Genomic DNA, 26548 nt, shown 5'->3' on the forward strand with positions numbered 1-26548 from the left:
GGTCGGTCCGTCATGCAACGCTTCAAACGATGCGTCGCCGTCCCTTACTCATACTTGGCTGATAAAGATCGTTTCCGTCTCCGCCCGTCGTGAACGTTGCTCCCGTCAGGCAGAAGGGGGCTTTTACGGGCCACAGGGGCAAACGTCAACGACTTTTTGAGACTTCCTGTGCATTTTCTCACCATCATCGGCTAACATGCTGTTATTTATAATATTAAGTTGAGACGTCGCGATGCTTAACGGCTGCTTTCCAACCGTTCTTTCCCGCTTCAGACGCTCTTTCGACGATACGGTCCTCGGGCATCGCCTCCAGACACCTCGCCCGACACAGGCGCACGGGGTCGTCGGGCGCCTTATTTTCACCTGGAGACGCCCTCCTCCCCCCTGCCCGGCCCACGCAAAACGCCCGGGAGCGGCTTGTTGCCGGTCCCGGGCGTCTGAACAGGGATGCGTGTCCCTAGAATTCAAGGTGCTTGTAGGTGCGCGGAAAGGCGATCACGTCGCGGATGTTGGTGGCGCCGGTGGCCAGCATCACCAGGCGCTCGAAGCCAAGGCCGAACCCCGCGTGCGGGGCCGTGCCGAAGCGGCGCGTGTCCAGATACCATTGGTAGTGTTCGGCGGCCAGGCCCATCTCGGCGATGCGCGCCTCCAGGCGATAGAGGCGCTCCTCGCGTGCGCTGCCGCCCACGATCTCACCGATGCGCGGCACGAGCACGTCCATGGCCCCCACGGTCTCGCCGTCATCGTTCTGGCGCATGTAGAAGGCCTTGATGTCCTTGGGATAGTCGTAGACGATCACGGGCTTCTTGAAGTGCTCCTCGGCCAGGTAGCGCTCGTGCTCGGTCTGGATGTCCTTGCCGAAGGCCGCCTCGTACTCGAAGGAGCGCGGGGCCTTGCGCAGGATCTCCACCGCCTCCCTGTAGGGAATGCGCTCGAAAGGCTCGCTCACCAGCCGCTCCAGCGTGGCCATGAGCGTGGTGTCCACCCACTTGGCGAAGAGCTCCAGGTCTGATCCCCTGCGCTCTATCACCGCCCGGATGCAGTATTTGAGGATGTCCTCGGCCAGGTCCATGTTGTCCTGGAGGGTGGCGAAGGCCATTTCGGGCTCCACCATCCAGAACTCGGCCGCGTGGCGCGCGGTGTCGGATGGCTCGGCCCGGAAGGTGGGGCCGAAGGTGTACACGTCGCCCAGGGCCAGGGCGAAGGGTTCGGCCGAGAGTTGCCCCGAGACGGTGAGGAAGGCGTCCTTGCCGAAGAAGTCGTTTTTGACGCCCTCGGGCCCCAGTGGTTTGCCAGGGTCCAGGGCCGTCACGCGCAGCATCTCGCCAGCGCCTTCGCAATCCGACCCCGTGATAATGGGCGTGTGCAGGTAGAAGAAGCCGCGCTCCTGGAAATACCTGTGGATGGCCAGGGCCAGCTCGGAGCGGATGCGGAACATGGCCCCGAACTTGTTGGTGCGCGGCCGCAGGTGCGCGATGGCCCGCAGGAACTCGTCGGAGTGGCGCTTCTTCTGGAGGGGGAAGGTCTCCTGGTCGGCCGCGCCGATCAGTTCCACGGCCGTGGCCTTGACCTCCCACGCCTGACCTTTGCCGGGCGAGGCCACCAGGGCGCCCTGCACGGCCACGCTCGCGCCCGTGCCGATCTCCTTGACCCCATCGTACCCTTGGGCCGAGGTGTCCACGATGGCCTGGATGTTGGCCAGGCAGGAGCCGTCGTTGATCTCCAGGAAGGAGAAGTCCTTGGCGTCGCGGCGCGTGCGCACCCACCCTTTGACCAGCACCTGCTCCCTGCCCTCGCGGGCGGACAGCAGTTCCGTGATTTTCGTGCGTTTCATGACTTTCGCTTATCCCAAATTCCGGCTTGCGGGCAAGCATTTCCGCAAGAGGACTACTGGTCCGCTAGGCGGAACGCCGAAGGACTCCGGATGGCCACTTGAAGAAACGACCCATTCCAGAGTATAAGGAAGGGATTTCAAGCTCAAAGGCTCTCCGGCCACCGCCGGGGTCGCCGTCACCCTCTTCATCAAGGAACACCATGGGCTTCTTCTCCAAGATCACCTCCTGGCTGGGCGGCAAGAAGAGCGAACTGCCCGCCGAGGCCGCAGCCCCCGAGCAGACCGGGGATGACGCCGCCCCGCAGCCCGACGTCCAGCCGGACGCCTCGCGGCCGGCCGACGCCGAACCCGCCCAGGCCGAGGCGTCGGCACCCCGGCCGGCCGTCGATTCCGACGCCCCTCCCACCGCGCACCTGGTCAGCGAGGACTGGCAGAAGGAACTCACCCTCGCCCTGCGCCAGGCCGAGCCCAGGCTCTCCGTCTGGCTCGCCATCGTCCTGCAGGACGTGAACGGGGCGGGGCCCGAACTGTGGCAGCGCCTGCGCTTCCTCTTCACCTGCCTGGAGGCCCCTGCCGCCGAAGCCGACGATTTCATCGCCCGCTTCGAAAAGTGGCTCGCCAACATGGGCTATGAAGAAGTGGAGGAGTTCCGCTCCGAACTCCAGTACCGCCTCGCCCTGGCCCTGGAACTTGAAGATGAGGAGGACGAACGCTCACGACTCTTCCTCAAGCTCTCCGAAGGCCTGGCCAAGACCCGCGAGCAGATCGCCGCGCGCATCGACGGCCTGCTTTCCTCCCACGACAAGATGGACGAAGACTTCTGGGAAGAGCTGGAGGAAATCCTCATCATGGCCGACGTGGGCTTCGAGCCGGCGGGCAAGCTCCTGGCACAGCTCAAGAACCGCGCCCGCAAGGCCGGCGTCACCGAGCCCTCCGGCTTCAAGGAGATCCTGCGCGAAGAGCTCGCCCAGATCTTCCGCGCCCCCAGGACCATCAAGGCCGTCAACCCGCCCGAAGTGGTGATGATCGTGGGCGTCAACGGCGTGGGCAAGACCACCACCATCGCCAAGCTGGCCTACCGCGCCCAGATGCAGGGCCGCAAGGTGCTCATCGCCGCGGGCGACACCTTCCGCGCCGCCGCCATCGAACAGCTTCAGATCTGGGCCAATCGCGTGGGCGCGTCCTTCTTCTCCAAGGGCGAAAGCGCCGACCCCGCCGCAGTCGCCTTCGAAGCCATGGAACGCTGTCTGGCCGAAGGCTGCGACCTCATGCTCCTGGACACGGCCGGGCGTCTGCACACCAAGGCCAACCTCATGGAAGAACTCAAGAAGATAGAACGCGTCCTGGGCAAGAAACACCCCGGCGCGCCCCACCGCACCATCCTGGTGGTGGACGCCACCACCGGCCAGAACGCCCTCTCCCAGACCAAGCTCTTCAACGAAGCCGTGGGCGTGGACGAAATCGTCCTTACCAAGCTCGACGGCACCGCCAAGGGCGGCGTGGTGGTGGGCATCGCCCTGGAACACTCCATCCCCATCACCTTCGTGGGACTCGGCGAGAAAATGGAAGACCTGCGGCCCTTCTCCGGCGAAGACTTCGCCAAAGCCCTTCTGGCCTGAGCCATCACCATGCGCATCCCCAACCGCAACGACTCCCTCGAACTGCTCCAGAGCCACCAGTGCGACAACCCGCAGCGCGTGGCGCACTCCCTGGCCGTGGCCCAACTGGCCATGGCCATCGGACAAAACCTCAACGCGCGCGGCCTCGCCCTCGACCTGGAACTCATCGAGGCCGCCGCCATCCTCCACGACATCCGCAAGGGACACCCCGACCACGACCGCTCCGGCGCGGAACTCCTGCGCGCCCTGGACTACCACTCCACCGCCGCCGTGGTGGAAGTGCACACCCGCCTGGGCGGACGCACCCCAGCCCCGGACGAGCCCATCACCGAGGCCGAGGTGGTCTACATCGCGGACAAGAGCTACCGCCGCACCAACCGCGTCTCCATCGAGGACCGCTACAGCATCTGGAAGAACACCTGGAAGGACAACCCCGAACGCCTGGAGAGCCTCACACGCGGCGAGAACCGCGCCAAGGCCGTGCGGGAGAGGATCGAAAAGGCGCTGGGACAGCCGCTGCAGGACGTTTAGACGGGCGGGCGCCGAGGCGAGCGACAGGTTGGCCGTTGAAGAAGCCTTCGGCGGCCAAAGGGCTACGCCCTTATGGAATCCCGCTCCGCTTCGCGGGCTTCACCGGGCGCGACGGCGTAGCCGGTGAAGCCCGCGAAGCAATTGCGGGGTCTGGGGGGATCATCCCCCCAGCGGGTCCAGGGCGGAGCCCCGGCGGGAGAGGTCTGGAGAGGGCAGCGCCCTCTCCAGCCGCCGGAGGCCTCCCTCCCCCGCTCGCACGCCCGCTGCTCCACCTCAACAGCCACGAGGACACGCCCATGCCTGCCTCCTCCCCTCCCCTGCCGCCAGCCGCGCTGACGCTCCTGCGGGAGTCGTTCGGGTTCGAGAGCCTGCGCCCGGGCCAGGCCGAGGCGGTCGCCCGGCTGTTGTCCGGCCGCAGCGTGCTGGCGATCTTCCCCACGGGTGGCGGCAAGAGCCTCTGCTACCAGTTGCCGGCGTTGCTGCTGCCGGGCGTGACGCTGGTGGTGTCGCCGTTGCTGGCGCTGATGAAGGACCAGATGGACTTCCTCACGTCTCGGGGCCTCCCGGCGGCGCGCTACGACTCGAGCCTGGACGCGCAGCAGGCGCGGGACGTGCTGGGCAGGTTGCGCGCCGGGGAGTTGAAGCTCCTCTACATCTCGCCGGAGCGGCTTTCCAACGAACGGTTCCTTGGCGTGATCCGGCGGGTGCGGGTGTCGCTCCTGGCGGTGGACGAGGCCCATTGCATCAGCCAATGGGGACACAATTTCCGCCCGGAATACCTGAAGATCGCGCGGACGGCCCGGGAGCTGGGAGTGGAGCGGGTGCTGGCGCTCACCGCCACGGCGGACCGGGAGACGGCGGCGGACATCGCGCGCGGCTTCGCGGTGGACCCGGCGGACGTGGTCCACACGGGGTTCTACCGCCCCAACCTGGAGCTTCGCGCCACGGCGGCCACGCCGTCCACGCGGCGTCAGCTGCTCCTGGAGCGGTTGCGCGGCAGACCCAGGGGCGCGGCCCTGGTGTACGTCACCTTGCAGAAGACGGCCGAGACCGTGGCGCAGTGGCTGCGGGAGCACGGCGTGGAGGCCCGGGCCTACCATGCGGGCATGGCCCAGGAGGAGCGGGAGGCCGTGCAGGAGGCCTTCATGGCCTCGGGGGACCTGACCGTGGTGGCCACCATCGCCTTCGGAATGGGCGTGGACAAGGCCGATCTGCGCTACGTCTACCACTACAACCTGCCCAAAGGCGTGGAGAGCTACGCTCAGGAGGTTGGCAGGGCCGGGCGCGACGGGCTGCCATCAGTCTGCGAGCTGCTGGTGTGCCCGCGAGACACCCTGGTGCTGGAAAATTTCGCCCTGGGCGACACGCCCGACGAGGAATCGGCGGCGACGCTTCTGGGCGAGCTGTTCGGGGGCGAGGACGAGCTGCTGCTGTCGCCCGCTGGCCTGGCCAATCGGCACGACATCCGGGAACTGGTGGTGCGCACGCTGCTCACCTACCTGGAGTTGGACGGCTTCGTGCGCGCCCTGGGCCACATCTTCACGGACTACTCGCTCACGCCCAACAAGCCGTCCTCGGAGATGCTGGCCCCTTTCGACGCGCCGCGCCAGGCGTTCCTGCGCTCGGTGCTCTCGTGCTGCCGAAAGAAGCGCGGCGGCAGTTTCGCCCTGGACGTGGAGGACGCGGCGACCCGGACGGGAGAGCCCCGGGAGCGCATCGTGGCGGCCCTGGAATACCTGCACAATCGTGGCGACATCGACCTCAAGGCCAGCGGCACGCGTCAGCGCTACCGGGTGGTCCGGCGTCCCGAGTCCCGGGAGGAGCTGGTGCGCGACCTGATGCGCCGCTTCGGGGAGCGCGAGAACCGCGAACTGACCCGCGTGCGCCAGATGATGGACCTGGCCGGGGAGCCCAATTGCCTCACGCGGGCGCTGCTGGGCTATTTCGGTGAGGAACGCGGCCCCTGCGGCCACTGCGGGCCGTGCCTGGGCGAGCCTCCGTGCCGGCCGCCCGCCTTCGTGCCGCGCGCGCCGCGCAAGCGCTCCCTGGCCAAGCTGGAGGAGTTGCTGGAGGAGCGGCTGGACCGCCTGGACACGCCCCGGCGTCTGGCGCGCTTCCTCTGCGGCCTGGCGAGCCCGGCCACGGTCCGGCTCAAGGAGCATCAGGCTTTCGGCCTTTTCGAACGCGTGCCCTTCCGCATGGTGCTCGGCCTGGCGGAAGAGGTCCTGCGGGATCGGCGCGCCGCCGGAGCCTGATCCGGCGGCCTTGTTTCTCGCGGTGTTCCGGGCTATCAGCCGGGTGAAATGAACGTCTCGACCCTCATTCGTTACACGCCCCTGGCCTCGGCCAACCGCCTGCGCATCATCGTCTCGGTGCTGGCGCGTCACGGCTTCGAGGAATTGCTCGACCGCCTGGGCCTTCGGCGCGCGCCCTTCTGGCGCAAGCGCCGCCCCCGCACCGTGCCGTTGCCCGTGTGGAAGCGCCTCAAGCTCATCACCGAAGAACTGGGGCCCACGGCGGTGAAGATCGGCCAGATTCTCTCCATGCGCCCGGACATGATCCCCACGGAGCTGTGCGACGAGCTCAAGACCCTCCAGGAAAACCTGCCCCCCGCCTCGTTCCCGATGATCCGGGCCGCCGTGGAAGAGGCCTTCGGCCGCCCCCTGGCAAATCTGTTCCGCGATTTCGAACACCTGCCCGTGGCCACGGCCTCGGTCTCCCAGGTGCACCGCGCCCGCCGCGCCGACGACGGGGCCCTGGTGGCCGTGAAGGTGCGCCTGCCCGGCGTGGCCGACACCCTCAGGGCGGACCTGGACATCCTGGAGTTCCTGGCCGAACTCCTGGAGGAGCGCGCCCCGGCCGTACGCCCGTTCCGCCCGGTCGAAGTGGTGCGCGAACTGCGCAAGAACGTGCGCCGCGAGCTGGATTTCACCAATGAAGCCGTGAACATGTTGGCCTTCAACGAGCTCTTCCGCGACAATCCCCGCGTCTTCGCCCCGAGGCCGCACACCGACATGGTGCGCCCCGACGTTCTGGTGATGGACTTCGTGGAGGGCGAACGGCTCGACGTCTTCCTGGGCACGCCCGAGGAACGGCGCGAACTGGCGGAACTGGGCCTGGAGGCGGCCGTGCGCCAGATCATGCTGGAGGGCTTCTTCCACGGCGACCCGCACCTGGGCAACCTGCGCGTGGTGGGGCGAGCGCGCCTGTGCTACCTGGATTTCGGCATGTGCGGACGACTGGCCCCCGCCCTGCGCTCCGCCCTGGGCGACTGCGTGATCGCCCTTGCCGGAAACGACCCCGCCCGGCTGGCCCGCGTGGTCGAAGAGATGTCCTACGCCGCTCCACCCGACCTGGACGTGTTGAGCCTGGAATCCGACCTGATGTTCGTGATGCAGAAGTTCCGCACCCCCTGCGGCGGCGGTCTTTTGGGCAGCCACATGCTGGAGGTCACCAACGTCTGCCGCGAGCACGGCCTCTCCCCCCGGCCGGACTTCGTGCTGGTGGCACGGGCCATGCTGGCCACCGAGGCCGCCCTCAAGTGCCTCTGGCCGCAGCTGGACCCCGCCGCCAACCTCTCCGGCCTCGCCAAGGCCCAGACCCTGCGCCGACTGATCCCAGGCCTCTCGGACCGCTCCCTCTGGACCGAACTGGAGGAAGCCGGACGCATTCTGGCCGCCTTCCCGCGCCGGGCAGACGCCGTGCTGCGCAAACTCGGGGCCGGACAGCTGAGCGTGGAACTCAAGCAGCACGATTTCGGCAGGATGCCCGCCACCTTCCGGCAGATCGGCAACCGCCTGGGCGGGGCGCTGGTCACTGCGGCCCTGGCCGTCAGCTCGGCCCTGGTGTTCGATTCGGGCCTCGGCCCGCAGGTGTGGGGCATGCCCGCCTTCGGCCTGGCCGGTTTCGCCCTGTCCGGGCTGCTGGGCGTGTTCATCACCTTCAAGATGTTCCGCGACACCTAGCGGGAACGGAGACCACCATGAAAGACCTTCTGAAGAAAGGCTTCTACACCGGACTCGGCGCCGGGCTGCTCCTCAAGGACGAGATCATGGAAGCCCTCACCCCGCCCGTCGCCTCCGACGGCCTCCCCCTGGAAGAACTCCGCGAGCACCTGCGCGGCGTACTCACCCGCGTGGCCCAGGGCGCGCAAGCAGGGGCCAAGGAAGCCGCAGACGCTGGCGAAGCCGAACTGGACGCCCTGCTGGAACGCCTTGGGCTTGCCCGCGTGGAAGACGTCGAGACGCTCCAGCGGCGCGTGGCCGACCTGGAAGCAACGCTGGCAGCGCACAAGCACGGCAAACCCGGCAAAGGGAAATGACGCGGCCCGGCCCGGGCGGTTGTGGCGGGGTGGGTGGTGCGCCCGGAGGAATAGCCTCCGGCGGCCAAAGGGCTTGCCTACAAGACTGTCGTCGCTGGTGAGGTCCGCGAAGCGGAGTGGGAGTGCAGAGGGCGGAGCCCTCTTTGCCCGCCGGAGGCTTGGGGAGAGGCGATCTTACAAGTGTTGCTTCAACAAATCGTAGGGGGTGTCTTCCGGCAGCAGGACGCGTTTCTGGGGTAGGAGGGCTTCCACGAGGGCGCGCAGCCAGTCGCGGTTGGCCCGGAGGCTGGCGTAGCCGATGAACACCCTGCCCCCTTCCTGGTGCAGGCGGTAGCCGTGAAGTTCCGCGCGGACGGGGGCGGATTCGCCCTTGGGCAGCCCTTCGAAGACCATCACCTTGTTCTTGGTGTCCACTGTGGCCTTGAAACCGGTGCAGTAGACTTCCACGAGCGGGGCCAGGTTGCTGGTCACCGCGCTGGACACGGCCATATCCTTAAGTGCTCCGAACATTTGGGTCCTACCAGCTGAGGGCGTTGGATTCGTCCAAGCAGTGCTTGCCGCCCTCGGAACAGGGGGGGATCACGTACTCCCCGTTGAAACAGGCCAGGCAGTACTGCGGATCGGCCGCGTCAGCGCCTACGGCCTGGAGCAGGCCTTCGATGGTCAAATAGTGCAAGGAATCGAGGCCTATGTAGCGGGCGATGTCCTGTGTCGAGTTGTTGGCGGCGATGAGTTCTCCCTTGGAGGAGAAGTCGATGCCGTAGAAGCATGGGAAGCGGATGGGGGGGCAGCTCACGCGCATGTGGATCTCGCGTGCGCCCAGTTCGCGCAGCTTCTTCACCCGGGTGCGGATGGTGGTGCCGCGCACGATGGAATCCTCGACGATGATGATGCGCTTGTTCTTGATGAGCGAGCGCACGGGGTTGAGCTTCACGCGCACGGAGAAGTCGCGCATGTTCTGGGAGGGCTGGATGAAGGTGCGCCCCACATAGTGGTTGCGCACCATGGCCACCTCGAAGGGTAGCCCGGACTGTTGGGAATAGCCCACGGCCGCGTAGACGCCGGAGTCCGGGAAGGGCATCACGTAGTCGGCGTCCACGGGGGCTTCCTGGGCGAGGATCTGGCCCATGAGCTTGCGCCGGGAGTAGACCACCTCGCCGAAGACCACGGAATCGGGCCGGGCGAAGTAGACCAGCTCGAAGATGCAGCGCCGCACGGGCTTGGGCTCGCAGAGGCGGTAGGAGCGCAGGCACTTGTCCTGAATGACGAGCATTTCGCCGGGCTCGATGGGGCGCAGGTATTCGGCCTCGATGAGGTCGAAGGCGCAGGTCTCGGAGGAGATGACGTAGGTGTCGTCCAGGCGACCCAGGGTGAGGGGGCGGATGCCGTGGGGGTCGCGCAGGGCGATCATCTTGTCGTTGGCCAGGATGATCAATGAATAGGAGCCCTTGACGCGCTCACAGGCCTTGATCACGGCCTCCTCGATAGTGCCGCCGTTGAGGTGCTTGGCGATGAGGTGGACGAAGACCTCGGAGTCGATGGTGGTCTGGAAGATGGATCCGGAGGCTTCCAGTTCCGCGCGCAACTCCATGGTGTTCACGAGGTTGCCGTTGTGGGCGATGGCCAGACGCCAGTCCCCGAAGCGCACCAGGAAGGGCTGGGCGTTGCGCAGGAGCGAGGCGCCGGTGGTGGAGTAGCGGATGTGCCCCACGGCGATGGAGCCCTTGAGCTCCTTGCCCAGGTGGCGTTCGTTGAACACGTCGGCCACCAGGCCCATGCCCCGCTGCTCGCGGATCTTCAGGCCGTCCCAGGTGACGATGCCCGCGGACTCCTGCCCCCTGTGCTGGAGGGCGTAGAGGCCGAAGTAGGTCATGCGCGCGGCCTCGGGATGGCCGTAAATGCCGAACAAACCGCAGAATTCTTTCTTTTCCATCTCACCGGTCTCCGGAGCGGGGCCTTGGGGCCTCGCTCAGGCGTAGTATTCCTGGAGGCTCTTCACGTCCAGGCCAGCGCCCTTGTGCTCTTTGATGGCCTGGGCCATGGCTTTTGCCCCGGCCACCGTGGTGGTGTAGGGCACGCCGTAGAGCAGCGTGGTCTGGCGCAACTGGGAGGAGTCGCCCACGGTCTTCTTGCCGCCCACGGTGTTGATCATCAGCTGGATGTCGCCGTTGATCACCATGTCCACGGCGTTGGGCCGCCCCTCGTAGACCTTAAGCACCGTTTCGGCCTTCACGCCGTTGGCGCGCAGGTGTTTGGCGGTGCCGCCGGTGGCTACGATGCGGAAGCCCAGTTCCTCGAACATGCGCGCCACGGGGAGCACGGCAGGCTTGTCGGCGTCGTTCACCGAGAGGAACACGGTCCCTTCCATGGGCAGGCGCTGTCCGGCGGCCAGTTGGCTCTTCATGAAGGCCAGGCCGAAGTTCTCGTCCACGCCCATCACCTCGCCGGTGGAGCGCATCTCGGGCCCCAGCAGCACGTCCACGCCGGGGAAGCGGTTGAAGGGGAACACCGACTCCTTCACGGACACGTAGCCGCCCCGGCGCTGGCTCCAGGGGTCGAGCTCCTTGAGGGAGACGCCCATCATGGCCTTGGTGGCCAGCTTGGCCAGGGGCACGCCCGTGGCTTTGGAGACGAAGGGCGAGGTGCGCGAGGCGCGGGGGTTCACTTCCAGGATGTAGATGTCGCCGTCTTTGAGGGCGAACTGGATGTTCATGAGGCCCACCACGCCCAGCTCCAGGGCCAGGGCCTTGGTCTGGCGCTCGATCTCGTCCACGATGGCGGGATCGAGGGTGTGGGGGGGCAGCACGCAGGCAGAGTCGCCGGAGTGGATGCCCGCTTCCTCGATGTGTTCCATGATGCCGGCCACGTAGGTGTCCGTGCCGTCGCAGAGGGCGTCCACGTCCACTTCGGTGGCGTTCTCCAGGAACTTGTCGATGAGTATGGGGTGCTCGGGCGAGACCACCGCGGCCTTCTCGAAGTAGGAGACCAGGCCTTCCTCGTCGTAGACCACTTCCATGGCCCTCCCGCCCAGCACGTAGGAGGGGCGCACCACCACGGGGTAGGTGATCTGGGAGGCGATCTTCCTGGCCTCGTCCACGCTCATGGCCGTGCCGTTGGGGGGCTGGCGCAGGTCGAGCTTCCTGAGCAGGGCCTGGAAGCGCTCGCGGTCCTCTGCGCGGTCGATGGAGTCGGGCGATGTGCCAAGGATGGGCACGCCCGCGCGCATGAGCTTCACGGCCAGGTTGAGCGGCGTCTGCCCGCCGAACTGGACGATGACGCCTTCGGGCTTCTCGCGCTCGATGATGTTCATCACGTCCTCGAACGTCAACGGTTCGAAATACAGCTTGTCGGACGTGTCGTAGTCGGTGGAGACGGTCTCGGGGTTGGAGTTGACCATGATGGACTCGATGCCCATCTCGCGCAGCGCGTAGGAGGCGTGCACGCAGCAGTAGTCGAACTCGATGCCCTGGCCGATGCGGTTGGGTCCGCCGCCCAGGATGATCACCTTGCGCCGGTCCGAGGGGGTGATCTCGTTGCCGGTCTCGTAGGTGGAGTAGAAATAAGGCGTGTAGGCCTCGAATTCTCCGGCGCAGGTGTCCACCAGATAGTAGGTGGGGGCCACGCCCAGCTGCTTGCGGATGGTGCGGATGTCCAGGGCGGACTTCTTCCAGAGCGAGGCGAGCTGACGGTCGGAGAAGCCGTATTCCTTGGCCTTGCGCATCACGGGGGCGAGGCCGGGATTGGCGGCGGAGATGGAGTTTTCCAGGGCGAAGGCGCGCAGTTCGGCCTCCATGTCCACGATCTCGCGGATCTGGCGGATGAACCAGGGGTCGATCTTGGTGGCCTCGAAGACGTCCTCGTCGGACATGCCGCAGAGCATGGCGGAGCGCACGTCGTAGAGCCTGCGGGAGTTGGGCTTGCGCAGGCTGGCCAGGATGGCGTCCTTGTCCCAGTGGCAGCGGTCGAACTCCTTGGAGAGGCCGGGCATGCCGGTTTCCAGGGAGCGCAGCCCCTTCTGGAGCGCTTCCTTGAAGGTGCGCCCGATGCTCATGGCCTCGCCCACGCTCTTCATGGCGGTGGTGAGGTAGTCTTCGGCGCCGGGGAACTTCTCGAAGGTGAAGCGCGGGATTTTCACCACCGCGTAGTCGATGGTGGGCTCGAAGGAGGCCATGGTCTCGCGGGTGATGTCGTTGGGGATCTCGTCGAGGGTGTAGCCCACGGCGAGCTTGGCGGCGATCTTGGCGATGGGGAAGCCGGTGGCCTTGGAGGCCAGGGCCGAGGAGCGCGAGACGCGGGGATTCATCTCGATGATCACCAGCTCGCCGTCTTCGGGGTTCACGGCGAACTGCACGTTGGAGCCGCCGGTCTCCACGCCGATTTCGCGCATGATGGCCAGGGCGGCGTCGCGCATCTTCTGGTATTCGTCGTCTGTGAGGGTCTGGGCGGGCGCCACGGTGATGGAGTCGCCGGTGTGCACGCCCATGGGGTCGATGTTCTCGATGGAGCAGATGATGACGCAGTTGTCGGCCTTGTCGCGCATCACCTCCAGCTCGAACTCCTTCCAGCCCAGCACGGATTGTTCAAGCATCACTTCAGATTTCATGGAAAGCGCCAGGCCGCGCGCGGCGGTCTTCTCCAGGTCTTCCATGTTGTAGGCCACGCCGCCGCCGGAGCCGCCCAGGGTGAAGGCCGGGCGGATGATGATCGGGAAGGGGATCTTCTTGCCCCAGGCGCGCACGTCCTCGATGGAACGGCAGATGCCGGAGCGCGGGGTCTTGAGCCCGATCTTGTCCATGGCCGCGCGGAACTCCTCGCGGCTTTCGGCCTTCTTGATCACGGCGAGGTTGGCGCCGATGAGCTCCACGCCGAAGCGGTCCAGCACCCCGGCTTCGGCCAGGGCCACGGCGGTGTTGAGCCCGGTCTGTCCGCCCAGTGTGGGCAGCAGGGCGTCGGGTCGCTCGCGCTCGATGATCTTGGCCACGACGTCCGGGTCGATGGGCTCCACATAGGTGCGGTCGGCCAGGCCCGGGTCTGTCATGATGGTTGCCGGGTTGGAATTGACCAGCACCACCTCATATCCCTCTTCTTTGAGGGATTTGGCCGCCTGGGAGCCGGAATAGTCGAACTCGCAGGCCTGGCCGATGACGATGGGACCGGAGCCAATGATCAGAATTTTCTTTAAATCCGTTCGTTTGGGCATGTTTCGGGCGGGGTTGGGGTTTGGAAGGGAGGAGCGTCGCGCCTGGCGCGAAATTGTCAAAAAGCGGGGTTCGCCCCGCGCGAGGGTTTACGCAACTTCCCCATCGCCTGCAAGACAATTGAGGCCTCCGGGTCGATTGACTTCCGGGCCAGCTTGCTTAAAGGAATTGCCGGACCAACCGGAGGAAACCCGTCGTGAAGCCCCAATACGTCCTGGCCGGAAGCCTGGCCGCCGTGGTGACCCTGCTCGACCAGCTCACCAAGTTCCAGGTTCAGAAGGCCCTGCCCCTCTTCGCCACGCGCGAGGTGCTGCCCGGCTTTTTCAATCTGGTGCACATCCTCAACAAGGGAGCGGCCTTCGGCTTCCTCAACGACCCCGACACCTCCTGGCAGACCTATTTCTTCATCGCCGTGGTGGCGCTGGCCGTGGTGATCGTGCTCAACCTGCTCTCCAAGGCCGACAACGAGCCGCGACTCTTCGTGGTTTCCCTGGGTCTCATCCTGGGAGGCGCGCTGGGCAACCTGGCCGACCGCGTGCGCCTGGGAGAGGTGGTGGACTTCCTCGACTTCCACCTGGGCGGCTACCACTGGCCCGCCTTCAACGTGGCGGACATCGCCATCACCCTGGGGTCGCTGGCGCTCATCTTCTCCTGCTACCTGCGCGGGAAGAAACCCCGGTGAGGCCCCGCAGCCTTGCCAAACGCCGCGCCCGGAGATAGCTAGGAGCCACTTATGGACTTGACCGCCACCATCGCGGGGTATCCCCTCTGGTTCTTTCTCGTGCTTGCATTGCCCGTTTTCATCAACTTCTGGGCCATCTCGCACGCGTTCTACCGCAACTTCCCCACCGTCCAGGAAAAGATGGTCTGGCTCTGCCTGGCCGTCTTCGTGCCGGTCCTGGGCGGCATCGCCTACATCGTGGCCGGCCGCAAGAGAGGTACGAAACCGTCATGACCATGCGCAAACGCCTCGCGGCCCTGGCCGCACTGGCGCTGCTCTCCGGCTGCGCCGGCACCGACGCCGCGCCCGGCCCCGTCAAGGGCAAGCCCATCGACCCGGCCGCCCAGGCCCAGGCCAACTTCGTGGCAGAGTTCGAGGGACTCAAATCCCAGGTGCAGCGCCTCAACGCCGAGGTTGAGGACCTGAACCTCCAAATCCGCACCCTCACCGACGGCGACGGCAGCGGCGGCGGCGGAGCAACCCTCCCCGAGCTCTCCAAGCGCATCGCCAAGGTGGAGGGCAACCTCAAGATGATGGGCTCCCAGCTGGGCGTGGAAGTGGACGGGCAGCAGCCCGCCGCCGGACAGCAGCCCGGCCAGGGACAGGCCCCGGGACAGCCCCCCGCCGTGCAGCAGCCCGGCCCCCAGGCCCAGGCCCAGCCCCCCGCCCGGACCGACGTGGCCCCCGCTTCCGGCGCCGACCCCGCCGAGGCCCTCTACACCAAGGGCATGCAGTCCTTCCAGGCCAAGGACTACGACCGGGCCATCGGCCTCTGGCACGACGTGGCCAAGACCTATTCCAAACACGCCCTGGCCCCCAACGCCTACTTCTGGCTGGGCGAGGCCTACTTCCAGAAGAACGACTGGACCCAGGCCGTGCTCAACTACAACGAGGTGGTCGAGAAGTTCCCCAAGAGCAACAAGACCCCCTCGGCCATGCTCAAGATGGGCATGGCGTTCCAGAAGCTCAACAAGAAGGACGCCGCCCGGCTCATGTTCCAGGATCTCATCAAGAAGTTCCCGGATTCCGCCGAGGCGCGCCGCGCCAAAACCCTTCTCTAAAGGTTCCGCAGCATGAGCGACACCCGCCGCATCTTCCACCTGAGCTTCCCCCCGGACACCTCGGGGCAGCCCATCGTCTGCAACATCATCAAGCTCTTCGACCTGTGCTTCAACATCCTCAAGGCCCAGATCAACCCGCGCGAGGTGGGCGAAATGGTCCTGGAGATCCACGGCCTGGAGCAGGCCGTGCGCGACGGCATCGAATATCTTGAAGAGCACGGCGTCAAGGTGACCCCCGTGGCCCAGAAGGTGCGCAAGGACGAAGACCTCTGCGTTCACTGCGGCGTGTGCACCGCCCTGTGCCGCCCCAAGGCCCTGGAGATCGACCGGACAACCTGGCGCGTGCGCCTGGATTCCGAAAAGTGCGTGGCTTGCGGGCTGTGCGTGAAGGTCTGCCCCGTCAAGGCCATGGAGACCCAGTTGGAGAACGGCGTCCTCTAACCCCACGGAGCGTCCATGGCCGAGGAACAACGCACGTACCTGCGCATCCCCACCAACCTGCGCGGCAGGTTGCGCCTGCTTTCAACGGGGACCGAGCTGCCCCTGTTCCGTGAGGCTCCCATCGCCAACTTAAGCGTCTCGGCCCACGAGCTCAAGAGCTCCGGCCTGAGCGAGGCGCTGGTGAACACCCTGATGGCCATGGACCGCAAGCTGGACCTGATCATCGGCATCCACGCCCAGGACAGCCTCCAGGCGGACTTCCCCTGCCCCGTGGACGCCGTGGAGATCTCCGGCGCAGGGGTCAAGGTTGCCTCCGCGGAGCCCCTGCACCTCAAGACGGGCCAGCACGTGGAAGTGGTGCTCACCCTCACCCAGCTGCCCGTGCGCATGGCCGGGGCCATAGCCCAGGTGGTGCGCGAGGAGGAGGTGGACGGCCGCACGATCTGGGCGCTCGATTTCACCAAAATCCGTGACAGGGACCTGGAAACCATCGTACAGTTCGTCTTCCAGACCCAGCGGGACGAACTGCGCCTGAAAAAGTGGGAGTAAGCCGGTGACAGCCAAGCACGAGACCATGATCGAAGAGGTGATGGACCGCTACATGGACGAGATGGTGGAGAACCTCAAATCCGCCATCACCCAGGCCGTGGAAAAGGAACTCTCGCGCTCGCTGACCCGGTCGCTCCTCCAGAGCGAATTCTACAAGCGCCTCAGCGAGGACATGCGCGGCGGCCTCCAGTCCATCTACAAGGAGCTGGCCAGCGCCCGCCAGGAGAACGGCGGCCCGGAGATCGCCAAGGAGAAGAAGCGCGCGGACCAGCTCTTCAGCGAGGCCGCGCAACAGCTCGACGACATCCTGGCCACCACCGAGAAGGCCACCGGCGACATCATGGACATCGTCGAGAAGCACATGGAGACCCAGGCCAAGTCCAACCAGATCCTGCACTCGCTCAAGTCCGGCGGCGTCACTAAGGAGCATCTCAAAGAGCTGCGCGACATGAGCGACGAGCTCAACGCCGACCTCATGAGCATCATGACCGCCCTCTCCTTCCAGGACCTCACCGGCCAGCGCATCAAGCGCATCATCGGGGCCATCAAGAACGTGGAGTCCATCGTGCTGGACCTCTACCTCTCCACGGGCCTCAAGGTGCGCGCCCACGAGCAGGAGCCCGAGAAGACCATCGAGGAGATCGACGCCCAGGCCACCCGCCAGGTGAACGAGCTCAAAGGGCCGCAGCTGGAGTCCAACCAGGCCTCCGTGGACGACCTGCTGGCCTCGCTGGGGATGTAGGGGAAGAGACGGCCCGTCGAGCCGGGCGAACGGGCAAGATTTTTCTTTGCGGGGGCTGCGGCCCCCGTTTTATTTGTGGGAATGAAGGCCGTTATCGCGCTCGTCTTCCAGGTTCGCCAACGGTTCAGGGAGTCTTTCGGGTTGGCCTGGATATGTTATCACGATCCTGCCGTCCTCAATGACCACGATGGCCGTACCCCAGCGCGCGGCGTCCTCTCTGGCACGCTGCCCGGCCCTAATGAGCGCTTTCTCGATGTCCTTTGTATCAAGTGATTTAAACCCTTGTTTCTGGGACACAAACGATTTCTCTTATGGCTTTCGACCAAATGAATTATTAACTATTTCCACAACAGCCTTCACCGATGAATAACAATTTAGAGCTTGCGTCCTGCCAACTACTTCTGCATGCGCAAACTTGTTCGCAAGACTGATTGCAGCTTTAGCCATAGAGCGCTCTTCCTTTTTCTTGCCGCCCACCAACAATTCACCAACAACAAGCTCAATCTTTGTCAGCGCATTTGAATATGAAGACTTATCAGGCTGAAAAGCACCATGTTTAGATTCATCATAAATTTCGCCTGCCAGTTTTACCAAGGACTCTCTGCACGAATGAGCACAATTTTGAAAATATGATGTGCTTTCACCGAGATGTAGATTTGTATGAGCAGCATCCAATGCTTGATTAACGGAATCCCACGGCGTCCGGGCACACTTAACAACTGCAGATGACTTAAACTCTCGTAATTTATCACGACCATCGATCTCTAACCGTACACAATATGCCCAAGCATCACCCAACTCTCCATCATCGCAATACGTGACATAACCAACTCTAACCAAGTATTTCATGTAGTAACGAAATGCATCCTCGTCACCACCATTGACAATTGGAAAATCGTAATGATCAACAATGAGAACAGTTTTTCCAGGAGACTTTGTTTTATGATTAATATATTTTAGAACCCTGACAATACTATCTTCCTCGGAAATCTGTCGATGCAAATTGCTTTCCAACTTTATGCGATACGAATCGACAGTTGGCACCTCTCCATAATATTCATTGCGTTCTCTTGTCCACGACGACAAAAATGGAAGGGACTTTTGCCATTTTTCATATTGAACCATGGTGTTTGCCGTACCTGTGATATTATATTTACCACATCTCGGACAATCGAACGCTACGCTGTCCCCACTTTCCCCAGTGTCGCTATATATATCATTCCCATCATAACGACAAATTGGACAGGTATGTATGCCTTTTGTACTTTGATTCATCATATTCACGCCCAACGTTAGAGATGATTGACTATTGACAGCTATTCCTTCTTGCCCCCGTACTGCTTGCGCCATTCGTCCAAAAAGAGAATGGCCGTCTCCACGGCGTCCAGCTTCCCGGCCCTGGCGCGAAGCGCCCAGACCAGATCCTTGAAGGGCACGTCCTCGGAGAGCCCCAGGCTGGCCAGCAGCTCCCGGGCCCTTCCGGCGTAGGCCTCCGGCAGGGCGTCCAGGGCCGATTCCTCGTTTCGCGGGGCGGGCCAGCCCTCAAGGCGCTCCTCCAGGAAGGCCAGGAGCGTTCGCATGCGCGCCTGATAGGTGTGATCCCTGAGCGCCCTGGCGCGAGCGCGCTCCGCCCAGGCCCTGCGCTCCTCCGGGGCGCGCAGGAAGTGCTCCAGGCGCTCCTTCAGCTCCTCCATGCTCCCGAAGGTGGCCAGTTCGTCCGGGCCGAAGAGCTCCGGCAGCAGCTCGCGGCGGTCCACCAGCTGAAAGGCCCCGCACATGGCCAGCTCGAAGGTGCGCGGGTTCACGAAATCGCCGCCCGAGACCAGTTCCTTGGCGCTCACGCTGGAGTGCAGGTTCAGGTTCACGGCCGTGGCGTTGAACACCTTCACGGCGTCCTCGGGGCTCACCCGCTCGCCCCCGCGCTGCACCAGGGGGGCCAGGACCTCGTCGCCGTCCCAGTCCGAGCCCCAGATCTTCAGGCCATGGCCCATCAGCTCCCGGAAGGCCAGGCGGCGGTTGGGGTAGCCCGCGCCCAGGAAGGAGACCTCGGCCCCGTAGATGCGCCGCTCCACCGGGGTGGGTTCCAGGGGCTTGTGGAAGGCCGGGTCGGCGGCCAGGGGCAAATAGAGGCTGTTGGGCTGCCCGGCCTGGGCCAGCTTCTCGGGAAAATCGCCCTTCTGGATCACGGCGAAGGCATCGTAGTGGCGCGCGTAGGACTCCCAGTAGGTGAAGAGCCGGTGGTCCTCCACGAACCACATCACCGTGGGCGTGCCCGCCTGCTTCAGACGCTTGAGCACCTGGCGAGAGAGAGGGGCCTGGGCCATGGCAAGCACCAGGTCGGGCTGGAAGGTCTCGGCCTTGGCCAGGATGGCCTGGCCCACCACCTGGAGGAAGGCGTGCTCCAGGTAGTCCAGGCGCTCGGTGGTGACCCGCAGGGTCTTGAGGGCCGAGAAGGCCCCGTGGAACGCCGGCGCGTCGAACATCTCCACGCTGTGGCCCAGGGAGGCCAGGGCGTCGCGACAATAACGCCCGACCGGCAGGGAGCCGCCGTAGAGCGGCAGGACCACGAGCACGCGCAGGGGTCGGTTCATAAAAGCTCATGTAACGGTTGAGGTTTGTCCAGCAGCCAGTCAGGCTCCTCTTCCAGGCGCTCGGCCAGTTCGGGCTCGGGAGGCAGCGTCCGACCTCCCGCAAGGCCCAGGTGGCGGGCCACGAAGCCGCGCAGCCGCGCGCGCCCGTCCTCCATGCCGTCCGTGCCCGCGAAGGGCTCGCAGAGCGCGCCCAGGGCGTCGAAGCCCGTGCGCAAGCCCACGAGCCCGGGCGGCGGATCGCCCGCGAGCCTGCCCGAGACGAGGCGCAGGAACTCCCGGCGGCGGAAGGCCTCCAGGCAGGCCCAGCCGTTGGGGCACGGGACGGACTCCCGGCAGGGCGAGCAGGGCTGCACGGCCTGCCAGACCGTGTGCCCGGGGCCGTAGGGACCCGTCTCGTGGCACCAGGCCGAGGAGAGGAAGAAGGCCGTCACGGGCACGCCCAGGTGCGCGGCCAGGTGCATGGCCCCGGTGTCCGGGGTGAGCACGCGGTCCAGCCCCTCGACGCGGCCAGCCAGTTCCGTGAGCGAGGTGCGCCCCGTGAGGTCCTGGACGCGCGCCGCCAGCTTCGGCGGCAGCAGGGAGGCCAGGGCCTTGGCCGCCGGACGCTCGGCGGCGGTGCCCAGCAGCAGGATGTCCTCTCCGGTCACGGCGGGCAGCACGGCCTGCACTACACCGGCCAGGACGTCGGGCGGCAGGGAGCGTCGAGATTCGCGCCCGGCCAGCACCACGCCCAGCCCCCCTCCCCGCCCCTCGGGCGCGGGGTTCACGGCCTCGGGAGCGGCCATGGGCAGGGCGAAGGCGGCCCAATAATCTTCCAGGTTCACCCCGCCGTGGCGGCGGTTTCGGGTCCAGCGCAGGGCCATGGAGGCCCAGGGATCGCGCAGGGGCTGGCCCTGGTGGAGCTTGTGGCCGCGCACGACGCCGGGGTCGAAAAGGGCCGATACGGCCAGGCTCATGCCCGAGTGGTTGAGGTTGTGGACGCGGTAAAAGTCCACGCACGCCAGTTCCGCCAGGACGCGCTCCGCGGCGGCCGGGTCCGGGCGGGAGTGGGCGTCCAGGGCGTGCACCGCAGCCCGCGGGTAGACCAGCCGTGCCAGGGCGTCCAGGGAGCGGTCCACCAGCAGGTGGACCACGCGCCCGGCGGCCTCCAGGCCCAGCACGAGGCGCTTGGTCTGGAGCAGGTCGCCGAAGCGCGCCAGTTGGATCACCAGGGCCGGTTTCATGGTCCTTTGGGTTATCCCAAGGCCGGGGGGAAAGAAAGTGGCTTTGCGGTCCGGGCGGGATTTGTTATGGTGCCCCGCCATGCGATATTATCCACTCTTCGCGGACCTCTCCCGCAAGCGCTGCCTCGTGGTCGGCGCCGGCGAGGTGGGGCAGCGCAAAATCGGCGCGTTGGCCTCCTGCGGGGCCAGCGAGATCCTCGTGCTGGACACGCGCGAGCCCGACGCCTCCATGGGCGAGGTGCTCGCCCTGCCCGGCGTCTCCTTCGAGCAACGCTCCTTCAAGGACGAGGACCTGGACGGCCGCTTCCTGGTGATCGCCTCCACGTCCGACGAGGAGCTCAACTGGCGCATCAGCCGCGCCTGCGAGGCCAGGGGCATCCTCTGCAACATCGTGGACCAGCCCGAGAAGTGCAGCTTCATCGTGCCGGCCCTCTTCACCCAGGGTGACCTCACGGTGGCCATCTCCACCGGGGGGGCCTCCCCGGCCCTGGCGCGCAAGATCCGCAAGGGCCTGGGCGAGTTCCTGGGCACGGAATACGGTGCGGCGCTCCTGCTCATGAGCAGGCTGCGCCCCCTGGTGCTGGAACTGGGGCTCGGCTCGCCGCGCAACGGGGCCATCTTCCGGGGCCTGGTGGACTCCGGCCTTCTGGAGGCCCTGGAGGCCAGGGACCAGGCCACGGCCGCCGACCTGTTGGAACGGCACATTCCGACGCAGCTTGCCCCCCGCATCCCGGAGCTCCTGGATGGACTTTGCTGACATTGTCTTCTACGCCGTGCTGGCCCTCTACCTGACGGGCAGCGCAAGCCACATCTGCGGCGTCTTCTCCCGCGCGCGCGCCCAGCGCCTGGTGGGCGGGGCGGCCAGCGGCGCGGGCTTCGCCCTGCACGGCCTGTGGCTGGCGCTCCTTCTGGCTCGAGACCCGGCACTGGCACTGGCCAGCGGCGAGTTCTACCTGAGCCTCTTTTCCTGGTGCCTGGTGCTCACGCTGTTTATCCTGTGGATCAGGCTGGGCATGTCTTTCCTGGGGCTCATCGCCACGCCGCTGGCCCTGGTGCTGCTGCTGGGCTCCCAGGCGGTCACGACGGCGCGCCTGCCGCTGCCCACGTCCCTGGCGGGGCTCTTCTTCGGCCTGCACATCGGCACGCTCTTCGGGTCCATGGGGCTCATGGCCATGGCCGGGGCGGCCGGGGCGGCCTATCTCAAGCTGGAGCGGCGCATCAAGGCCAAGGAAAAGCTCACGGGCGTGTGGGCCGCGCTGCCCTCCCTGGACCGGCTCGACGCCGCCAACCGCCTGGCCGTGGTGGCGGGCTTCCCGCTCTACACCGTGGGCCTGCTCTCGGGCTTCCTGTGGGCCGGGCTCACCTGGAAGCGCTTCTTCTCGTGGGACCCCAAGGAACTCACGGCGGTGTTCATCTGGCTTCTGTTCGCCTACCTCTTCCACCAGCGCCAGGCCCTGGGCTGGCGGGGCCGCAAGACGGCCTGGCTGGCCATCTGGGTGTGCGGACTCACCTTTCTCTCCATGCTGGGGATCAACTTCTTCGTCAAGACGCACCACAGTTTCGCCTGATGCAGCACGACATCCATCTCTTCGGACTCAACCACCGCACCGCCGGAGTGGACGTGCGGGAGTGTTTCGCCCTCAAGGACCAGGAAGCCTTCGAAGCCTGCGTGCACGCCCTGGGCCGTGCCGTGGACGAGGTCATGGTGCTCTCCACCTGCAACCGCGTGGAGCTCCTCGTGGTGGCGAAGCCCGGTTCCGGCGCGGCGCAAAAGGTGCTGGACTGCTGGGCGGAGTCCAGCGGGCGCGAATCGCCGGACCTTGCCCCCCACGTCTACGCCCACAAGGGCCTGGACGCCGTGGAGCACCTCTTCCGCGTGGCCTCGGGGCTCGACTCCATGGTGCTGGGCGAGCCCCAGATTCTGGGGCAGCTCAAACAGGCCTACAAGGCCAGCGTGGAGAAAAACCAGGCCAAGGTGGTGGTGAACCGCCTGCTGCACAAGGCCTTCTCCGTGGCCAAGCGCGTGCGCACCGAGACGGGCATCGGGGCCAGCGCCGTGTCCATCAGCTACGCCGCCGTGGAGCTGGCCAAGCGCATCTTCGGCGACATGGCCGACAAGAAGGCCATGCTCGTGGGCGCGGGCGAGATGGCGGAACTCGCCGCCACCCACCTGGCCGGGGCCGGGGTGCGCGAGCTGCGCGTGGTCAACCGCACCTTCGCGCGCGCCGAAGAGCTGGCCCAGCGCTTCAAGGGCAAGGCCCACGTCTTCTCGGAACTGATCGGCCGCCTGCCCGAGGTGGACATCGTAATCACCTCCACGGGGTCGGCCGAGCCCATCATCCGGGCGCGCGACATCAAGGACGTGCTCAAGAAGCGCAGGCAGCGGCCCATGTTCTTCATCGACATCGCCGTGCCACGCGACATCGACCCCGACGTCAACAGCCTGGACAACGTCTACCTCTACGACATCGACGATCTCAAGGAAGTGGTGGAGGAGAACAAGGCCCAGCGCCAGGCCGAGGCCGAAAAGGCCCGCGAGATCATCGCCGTGGAAACGGCCAAGTTCGGCACATGGCTCGATTCGCTGGACCTCCAGCCCACCATCGTGGACCTGCTCGGGCGCGGCGAGGACCTCGCCCGCAAGGAGCTGGCCAAGACCCTCCGGCGGCTCGGCCCCGACTGCCCCGAGGAGACCCGCGCGGCCGTGGAAACCCTGGCGCTGACCCTGGCCCGCAAGCTCTACCATGACCCCCTGGTCTTCCTGAAGCGCCGATCCCAGGAGGATGGAGGCGGGGAACGCTTCCTGGACATCACCCGGCGCATGTTCAACCTGGATGGGGAGGCCGTCCCCCCGGACGCCCACCTGGACCGAAAACAAGGCGAGGAGAACTAACGGCATGCGCGCCTATACCGTGGACGAACTTTCTCCCGAGGACGTGGAGAAAATCGAGGAGGCTCTGGCCCGCAAGGGCTGGACGGGATCCATTAAAGGCATGTATTATATTCCCGTTCCGGATGACCGGCTCGGCCCGGAACAGCGTGAGCACGCCCCGTCCTGCGGTCCGTTCTTCCTGCCCCTGGAAACCGGCGACGGCTGGGTGCGCCTGGAAATGCTGGTGCGATCGCGCCAGATCCTGCGCTGCTCCTGCGTGGCCTACGCCTGCAGGGAACTGCGCGAACACATGATCGACCTCGTCGACGGCCTGATCCGCGAACTGGACATCGCCGTCTAGGAGCCCCCATGCGCCCCATCGTCTGGAACGAAAGCCTCTCGGTGCACATCCAGGAGATCGACCTGCAGCACCGCCACCTCATCGGGCTGGTGGCAGGTCTCCAGAATGCCCTGGAAGCCGGTGAACGCGACGCCCTGTCCGGCGTCCTGCGCGAACTCAACACCTACGTTCGCGAGCACTTCACCGCCGAAGAGCGCTGGATGGCCCGCTACGACTTCCCCGGCCTGGCCGCCCACGCCGACGCCCACGAGGCGTTCGTGGAAAATCTCCTGCGCTTCGAGCTGGATCATTTGGCGGGGCAGGCACAGGTTTCCGATGAATTGCTGGATTACCTGATGGCCTGGATCGTGGACCACGTCATGGGCATGGACCAGCGCTACGCCCGCTTTTTCGCCGAAAAAGGGGTGCTCTGAGCCCATGACCGCGCCCACGGGCCTCCAGGCGCTGCCGCCCTGGTGCGCCCGACTCTGCCTGGGCGTGGAACGCTTCCTCTCGGAACAAGCCCCCGCGGCCCTGGACCGGGGACATCTGCTGGTGGCCGTGTCGGCAGGGGCCGATTCCACGGCCCTGGCGCGCATCCTGGCCGCCCTGGCCCCCCGCCTGGGCGTGGTCCCCGTCGCCGTCCACCTGAACCACAGCCTGCGGCCCGAATCCCCCGACGACGACGCCTTCTGCCGCGCCCTTGCCCGGGAACTCGGCATGGACTACCGCGCCGCGTCCCGGAACGTGCGCGATCTGGCCGTCAGCCAGGGCCTGGGCCTGGAAGACGCCGGACGCACGGCCCGCTACGACTTCTTCGAGGAATCCCTCGCGCGCACGGGCGCCTGCGTCGTGGCCCTGGCCCATCACCTGGACGACCTGGCGGAAGACCAACTCCTGCGCCTGACCCGGGGCGCGGGCTGGCCCGCCCTGGGCGGCATGCCCGCCTGGGACCCGGCTCGGCGCGTGCTGCGCCCGCTGCTGCTCACCCCCAAGGCGCACCTGCGGCGCTTCCTGGAGGAAACCGGCTCTCCCTGGCGGGAAGACCCCTCCAACGCCGACCCCGCCTTCACACGCAACCGCATCCGCCACGAGGTGCTCCCCCTGCTCGCTCGTGAAAATCCGGACTACCTCGGCCGCGCGGCCGAACTCTGGCGGCAGGCCCGCCAGGACGAGGCCCACTGGGGCCGCCTGACCGCCATGGCCCTGGCGGAAGCCGCTCGCCCCAGTGCCCCGGCTGCCTCCAGCCATGCCGCCGCGCCCTCCCCCGCCCAGGCGGAGAGAGCGAGTCCATGCGGCGCAAGGCACGCGAGCCCCCTTGAGGACGCGATTCCCGGCGAGACGGGATTCGCCGGACCGCGCCCCGCCGACGCGCCGGACGCCATCGGCTTCCTGCCCGCACGCGTGCTCGGGGGGGCCACCCAGGCTCTGCGCCTGCGCCTCTACAAGCGCGCCGTGGAGTCCCTGGGGCCGGGCCAACCCCTGGGCGCGGCCCTGCGCAGGCTGGACGAGGCCTGGCTGGCCCGGGCCACGGGCAAGCGCATCCAGTTCCCGGGGGGCAAGGAGGCTCGCGTGGAACGCTCGGGCGTGCGCTTTTGCCCCGCTCAAACGCGCACCGACGTTGACACTTCCGGAGACCAGAGGTAGGAAGCACCGATTGTTATTTTTTAAACAAGGAGGCGGCGCGTGAATATCCTGATCTTCGGGCCCAACGGCAGCGGCAAAGGCACTCAGGGTGCCCTGGTTCAGAAGAAGTACAACCTGGCCCACATCGAGTCGGGCGGCATCTTCCGCGAGCACATCAAGGGCGGAACCGACCTCGGCAAGAAGGCCCAGGAGTACATCAACCGCGGCGATCTGGTGCCCGACGAAATCACCATCCCCATGGTCCTGGAGACCCTGAAGGCCAAGGGCGCGGGCGGCTGGCTCCTCGACGGCTTCCCCCGCAACACCGTGCAGGCCCAGAAGCTCTGGGAAGCCCTGCAGCAGGAAGGCATGAAGATCGACTACGTCATCGAGATCCTCCTGCCCCGCGAAGTGGCCAAGAACCGCATCATGGGCCGCCGCATCTGCAAGAACGACCCCAACCACCCCAACAACATCTTCATCGACGCCATCAAGCCCAACGGCGACGTCTGCCGCGTCTGCGGCGGCGAGCTCTCCGCCCGCGCCGACGACCAGGACGAAGGCGCCATCGGCAAGCGCCACGACATCTACTACGACACCAACACCGGCACCCTGGCCTCGGCCTATTTCTACAGGGACCTGGCCCCCAAGGCCGGCTTCAAGTACATCGTGCTCAACGGCGAGGGCTCCATCGACTCCATCAAGGAAACCCTGCTCGCCCAGCTGGCCTAGCCCGCGCGCCTCTATCGCAAGACGAGCCCCGGAGCCTCACGGTTCCGGGGCTTTTTCATTGCGCGCCCCGCGGGGGAACACTCCCAGGAAACGCCGGGGTGAAGGGCGGATGGCCCGCGGCAGACCGGCAAGGGGATCACGCGGGCC

Annotated in this window: 25 protein-coding genes; 18 read left to right on the plus strand and 7 right to left on the minus strand. The window is 66.1% G+C overall.

Going from position 1 to position 26548, the window contains the following annotated elements; translation table 11 throughout:
* Positions 1-457: 457 nt before the first annotated feature.
* Positions 458-1834: an asparagine--tRNA ligase gene (gene asnS / locus NNJEOMEG_RS10330; protein ID WP_173084108.1), complete on the minus strand. Its 1377-nt coding sequence runs from the start codon at positions 1832-1834 to the stop codon at positions 458-460.
* Positions 1835-2034: 200 nt separating this feature from the next.
* On the opposite strand from asnS, the gene ftsY reads away from it, so the two are divergent.
* The 5 genes from ftsY (at position 2035) to NNJEOMEG_RS10355 (ending at position 8305) form a co-directional block, all read left to right on the plus strand.
* Positions 2035-3453 (plus strand): signal recognition particle-docking protein FtsY, encoded by a 1419-nt coding sequence (gene ftsY, locus NNJEOMEG_RS10335; protein WP_173084110.1) that lies wholly within the window; start codon positions 2035-2037, stop codon positions 3451-3453.
* A gap of 9 nt (positions 3454-3462) precedes the next feature.
* A complete protein-coding gene (locus tag NNJEOMEG_RS10340) occupies positions 3463-3984 on the plus strand; it encodes an HD domain-containing protein (protein WP_173084112.1) in 522 nt (173 codons plus the stop codon).
* A gap of 296 nt (positions 3985-4280) precedes the next feature.
* Positions 4281-6239 carry a RecQ family ATP-dependent DNA helicase gene (locus tag NNJEOMEG_RS10345; protein ID WP_173084114.1) on the plus strand — a complete coding sequence of 653 codons (1959 nt, stop codon included), beginning with the start codon at positions 4281-4283 and terminating at the stop codon, positions 6237-6239.
* A 48-nt stretch (positions 6240-6287) separates the two neighbouring features.
* Positions 6288-7949: an ABC1 kinase family protein gene (locus NNJEOMEG_RS10350; RefSeq protein ID WP_173084116.1), complete on the plus strand. Its 1662-nt coding sequence runs from the start codon at positions 6288-6290 to the stop codon at positions 7947-7949.
* Between the two features lie 17 nt (positions 7950-7966).
* Positions 7967-8305, plus strand: a complete 339-nt coding sequence (locus NNJEOMEG_RS10355) for a hypothetical protein (RefSeq protein ID WP_173084118.1) — start codon at positions 7967-7969, stop codon at positions 8303-8305.
* Positions 8306-8479: 174 nt separating this feature from the next.
* On the opposite strand, the gene NNJEOMEG_RS10360 is transcribed toward NNJEOMEG_RS10355, so the two are convergent.
* Genes NNJEOMEG_RS10360 through carB form a run of 3 tightly spaced genes read right to left on the minus strand, consistent with a single transcriptional unit; the run spans position 8480 to position 13505 of the window.
* On the minus strand, positions 8480-8788 hold the full coding sequence (locus NNJEOMEG_RS10360) for a hypothetical protein (protein ID WP_173084120.1): 309 nt from the start codon (positions 8786-8788) through the stop codon (positions 8480-8482).
* A 34-nt stretch (positions 8789-8822) separates the two neighbouring features.
* On the minus strand, positions 8823-10238 hold the full coding sequence (gene purF, locus NNJEOMEG_RS10365; RefSeq protein WP_173084122.1) for an amidophosphoribosyltransferase: 1416 nt from the start codon (positions 10236-10238) through the stop codon (positions 8823-8825).
* Positions 10239-10274: 36 nt separating this feature from the next.
* A complete protein-coding gene (gene carB, locus NNJEOMEG_RS10370) occupies positions 10275-13505 on the minus strand; it encodes a carbamoyl-phosphate synthase large subunit (RefSeq protein WP_173084124.1) in 3231 nt (1076 codons plus the stop codon).
* Positions 13506-13699: 194 nt separating this feature from the next.
* On the opposite strand from carB, the gene lspA reads away from it, so the two are divergent.
* The 6 genes from lspA to NNJEOMEG_RS10400 are packed head-to-tail and all read left to right on the plus strand — an operon-like array spanning position 13700 to position 17017.
* On the plus strand, positions 13700-14185 hold the full coding sequence (gene lspA / locus NNJEOMEG_RS10375; protein ID WP_173084126.1) for a signal peptidase II: 486 nt from the start codon (positions 13700-13702) through the stop codon (positions 14183-14185).
* Between the two features lie 51 nt (positions 14186-14236).
* Entirely contained in the window at positions 14237-14458 is a 222-nt protein-coding gene (locus NNJEOMEG_RS10380) for a PLDc N-terminal domain-containing protein (protein ID WP_173084128.1), read from the plus strand.
* Positions 14455-15285, plus strand: a complete 831-nt coding sequence (gene ybgF, locus NNJEOMEG_RS20980; protein WP_173084130.1) for a tol-pal system protein YbgF — start codon at positions 14455-14457, stop codon at positions 15283-15285. The genes NNJEOMEG_RS10380 and ybgF overlap by 4 nt, the downstream gene beginning before the upstream one ends.
* A gap of 12 nt (positions 15286-15297) precedes the next feature.
* Positions 15298-15726, plus strand: a complete 429-nt coding sequence (locus NNJEOMEG_RS10390) for an NIL domain-containing protein (protein ID WP_173084132.1) — start codon at positions 15298-15300, stop codon at positions 15724-15726.
* Positions 15727-15741: 15 nt separating this feature from the next.
* A complete protein-coding gene (locus NNJEOMEG_RS10395; protein WP_173084134.1) occupies positions 15742-16275 on the plus strand; it encodes a PilZ domain-containing protein in 534 nt (177 codons plus the stop codon).
* Positions 16276-16279: 4 nt separating this feature from the next.
* Positions 16280-17017: a protein phosphatase CheZ gene (locus NNJEOMEG_RS10400; RefSeq protein ID WP_235956927.1), complete on the plus strand. Its 738-nt coding sequence runs from the start codon at positions 16280-16282 to the stop codon at positions 17015-17017.
* Positions 17018-17326: 309 nt separating this feature from the next.
* Here NNJEOMEG_RS10400 and NNJEOMEG_RS10405 read toward each other — a convergent pair whose 3' ends face one another.
* The 3 genes from NNJEOMEG_RS10405 to NNJEOMEG_RS10415 are packed head-to-tail and all read right to left on the minus strand — an operon-like array spanning position 17327 to position 20831.
* Positions 17327-18367: a hypothetical protein gene (locus NNJEOMEG_RS10405; RefSeq protein ID WP_173084136.1), complete on the minus strand. Its 1041-nt coding sequence runs from the start codon at positions 18365-18367 to the stop codon at positions 17327-17329.
* A complete protein-coding gene (locus NNJEOMEG_RS10410) occupies positions 18334-19608 on the minus strand; it encodes a CgeB family protein (protein ID WP_173084138.1) in 1275 nt (424 codons plus the stop codon). Before NNJEOMEG_RS10410 ends, NNJEOMEG_RS10405 begins: the two co-directional genes overlap by 34 nt.
* Positions 19605-20831, minus strand: coding sequence for a glycosyltransferase family 9 protein (locus NNJEOMEG_RS10415; protein ID WP_173084139.1), 1227 nt, complete (start codon positions 20829-20831; stop codon positions 19605-19607). Before NNJEOMEG_RS10415 ends, NNJEOMEG_RS10410 begins: the two co-directional genes overlap by 4 nt.
* Positions 20832-20910: 79 nt before the next feature.
* Here NNJEOMEG_RS10415 and NNJEOMEG_RS10420 point away from each other — a divergent pair, with 79 nt between their 5' ends.
* Genes NNJEOMEG_RS10420 through NNJEOMEG_RS10450 form a run of 7 tightly spaced genes read left to right on the plus strand, consistent with a single transcriptional unit; the run spans position 20911 to position 26401 of the window.
* A complete protein-coding gene (locus NNJEOMEG_RS10420; protein ID WP_173084141.1) occupies positions 20911-21588 on the plus strand; it encodes a precorrin-2 dehydrogenase/sirohydrochlorin ferrochelatase family protein in 678 nt (225 codons plus the stop codon).
* The gene (gene ccsA / locus NNJEOMEG_RS10425; RefSeq protein WP_173084143.1) at positions 21575-22399 is read left to right on the plus strand and encodes a cytochrome c biogenesis protein CcsA; all 825 of its coding nucleotides are present in this window, start codon (positions 21575-21577) and stop codon (positions 22397-22399) included. The genes NNJEOMEG_RS10420 and ccsA overlap by 14 nt, the downstream gene beginning before the upstream one ends.
* On the plus strand, positions 22399-23724 hold the full coding sequence (gene hemA, locus NNJEOMEG_RS10430; protein WP_173084145.1) for a glutamyl-tRNA reductase: 1326 nt from the start codon (positions 22399-22401) through the stop codon (positions 23722-23724). The genes ccsA and hemA overlap by 1 nt, the downstream gene beginning before the upstream one ends.
* Before the next feature lie 4 nt (positions 23725-23728).
* Positions 23729-24064, plus strand: a complete 336-nt coding sequence (locus NNJEOMEG_RS10435) for a hypothetical protein (protein WP_173084147.1) — start codon at positions 23729-23731, stop codon at positions 24062-24064.
* 8 nt (positions 24065-24072) lie between these two features.
* Positions 24073-24477: a bacteriohemerythrin gene (locus tag NNJEOMEG_RS10440; RefSeq protein WP_173084149.1), complete on the plus strand. Its 405-nt coding sequence runs from the start codon at positions 24073-24075 to the stop codon at positions 24475-24477.
* A gap of 4 nt (positions 24478-24481) precedes the next feature.
* A complete protein-coding gene (gene tilS, locus NNJEOMEG_RS10445; protein ID WP_173084151.1) occupies positions 24482-25690 on the plus strand; it encodes a tRNA lysidine(34) synthetase TilS in 1209 nt (402 codons plus the stop codon).
* Between the two features lie 39 nt (positions 25691-25729).
* On the plus strand, positions 25730-26401 hold the full coding sequence (locus NNJEOMEG_RS10450; protein WP_173084153.1) for an adenylate kinase: 672 nt from the start codon (positions 25730-25732) through the stop codon (positions 26399-26401).
* Positions 26402-26548 lie beyond the last annotated feature (147 nt).

The organism is Fundidesulfovibrio magnetotacticus, assembly GCF_013019105.1.
GTDB classification, from domain to species: domain Bacteria; phylum Desulfobacterota; class Desulfovibrionia; order Desulfovibrionales; family Desulfovibrionaceae; genus Fundidesulfovibrio; species Fundidesulfovibrio magnetotacticus.

Excerpts from the sequence above, each read along its gene's own strand:
- NNJEOMEG_RS10415 (WP_173084139.1), bottom strand. The coding sequence starts at position 20,831 with ATGAAACCGGCCCTGGTGATCCAACTGGCGCGCTTCGGCGACCTGCTC.
- NNJEOMEG_RS10340 (WP_173084112.1), top strand. The coding sequence starts at position 3,463 with ATGCGCATCCCCAACCGCAACGACTCCCTCGAACTGCTCCAGAGCCAC.
- NNJEOMEG_RS10345 (WP_173084114.1), top strand. The coding sequence starts at position 4,281 with ATGCCTGCCTCCTCCCCTCCCCTGCCGCCAGCCGCGCTGACGCTCCTG.
- NNJEOMEG_RS10395 (WP_173084134.1), top strand. The coding sequence starts at position 15,742 with ATGGCCGAGGAACAACGCACGTACCTGCGCATCCCCACCAACCTGCGC.
- hemA (WP_173084145.1), top strand. The coding sequence starts at position 22,399 with ATGCAGCACGACATCCATCTCTTCGGACTCAACCACCGCACCGCCGGA.
- tilS (WP_173084151.1), top strand. The coding sequence starts at position 24,482 with ATGACCGCGCCCACGGGCCTCCAGGCGCTGCCGCCCTGGTGCGCCCGA.
- NNJEOMEG_RS10420 (WP_173084141.1), top strand. The coding sequence starts at position 20,911 with ATGCGATATTATCCACTCTTCGCGGACCTCTCCCGCAAGCGCTGCCTC.
- NNJEOMEG_RS10390 (WP_173084132.1), top strand. The coding sequence starts at position 15,298 with ATGAGCGACACCCGCCGCATCTTCCACCTGAGCTTCCCCCCGGACACC.
- NNJEOMEG_RS10350 (WP_173084116.1), top strand. The coding sequence starts at position 6,288 with ATGAACGTCTCGACCCTCATTCGTTACACGCCCCTGGCCTCGGCCAAC.
- ftsY (WP_173084110.1), top strand. The coding sequence starts at position 2,035 with ATGGGCTTCTTCTCCAAGATCACCTCCTGGCTGGGCGGCAAGAAGAGC.
- NNJEOMEG_RS10355 (WP_173084118.1), top strand. The coding sequence starts at position 7,967 with ATGAAAGACCTTCTGAAGAAAGGCTTCTACACCGGACTCGGCGCCGGG.
- NNJEOMEG_RS10435 (WP_173084147.1), top strand. The coding sequence starts at position 23,729 with ATGCGCGCCTATACCGTGGACGAACTTTCTCCCGAGGACGTGGAGAAA.
- NNJEOMEG_RS10440 (WP_173084149.1), top strand. The coding sequence starts at position 24,073 with ATGCGCCCCATCGTCTGGAACGAAAGCCTCTCGGTGCACATCCAGGAG.
- ybgF (WP_173084130.1), top strand. The coding sequence starts at position 14,455 with ATGACCATGCGCAAACGCCTCGCGGCCCTGGCCGCACTGGCGCTGCTC.
- purF (WP_173084122.1), bottom strand. The coding sequence starts at position 10,238 with ATGGAAAAGAAAGAATTCTGCGGTTTGTTCGGCATTTACGGCCATCCC.
- NNJEOMEG_RS10405 (WP_173084136.1), bottom strand. The coding sequence starts at position 18,367 with ATGGCGCAAGCAGTACGGGGGCAAGAAGGAATAGCTGTCAATAGTCAA.
- asnS (WP_173084108.1), bottom strand. The coding sequence starts at position 1,834 with ATGAAACGCACGAAAATCACGGAACTGCTGTCCGCCCGCGAGGGCAGG.
- NNJEOMEG_RS10380 (WP_173084128.1), top strand. The coding sequence starts at position 14,237 with ATGGACTTGACCGCCACCATCGCGGGGTATCCCCTCTGGTTCTTTCTC.
- ccsA (WP_173084143.1), top strand. The coding sequence starts at position 21,575 with ATGGACTTTGCTGACATTGTCTTCTACGCCGTGCTGGCCCTCTACCTG.
- NNJEOMEG_RS10410 (WP_173084138.1), bottom strand. The coding sequence starts at position 19,608 with ATGAACCGACCCCTGCGCGTGCTCGTGGTCCTGCCGCTCTACGGCGGC.
- carB (WP_173084124.1), bottom strand. The coding sequence starts at position 13,505 with ATGCCCAAACGAACGGATTTAAAGAAAATTCTGATCATTGGCTCCGGT.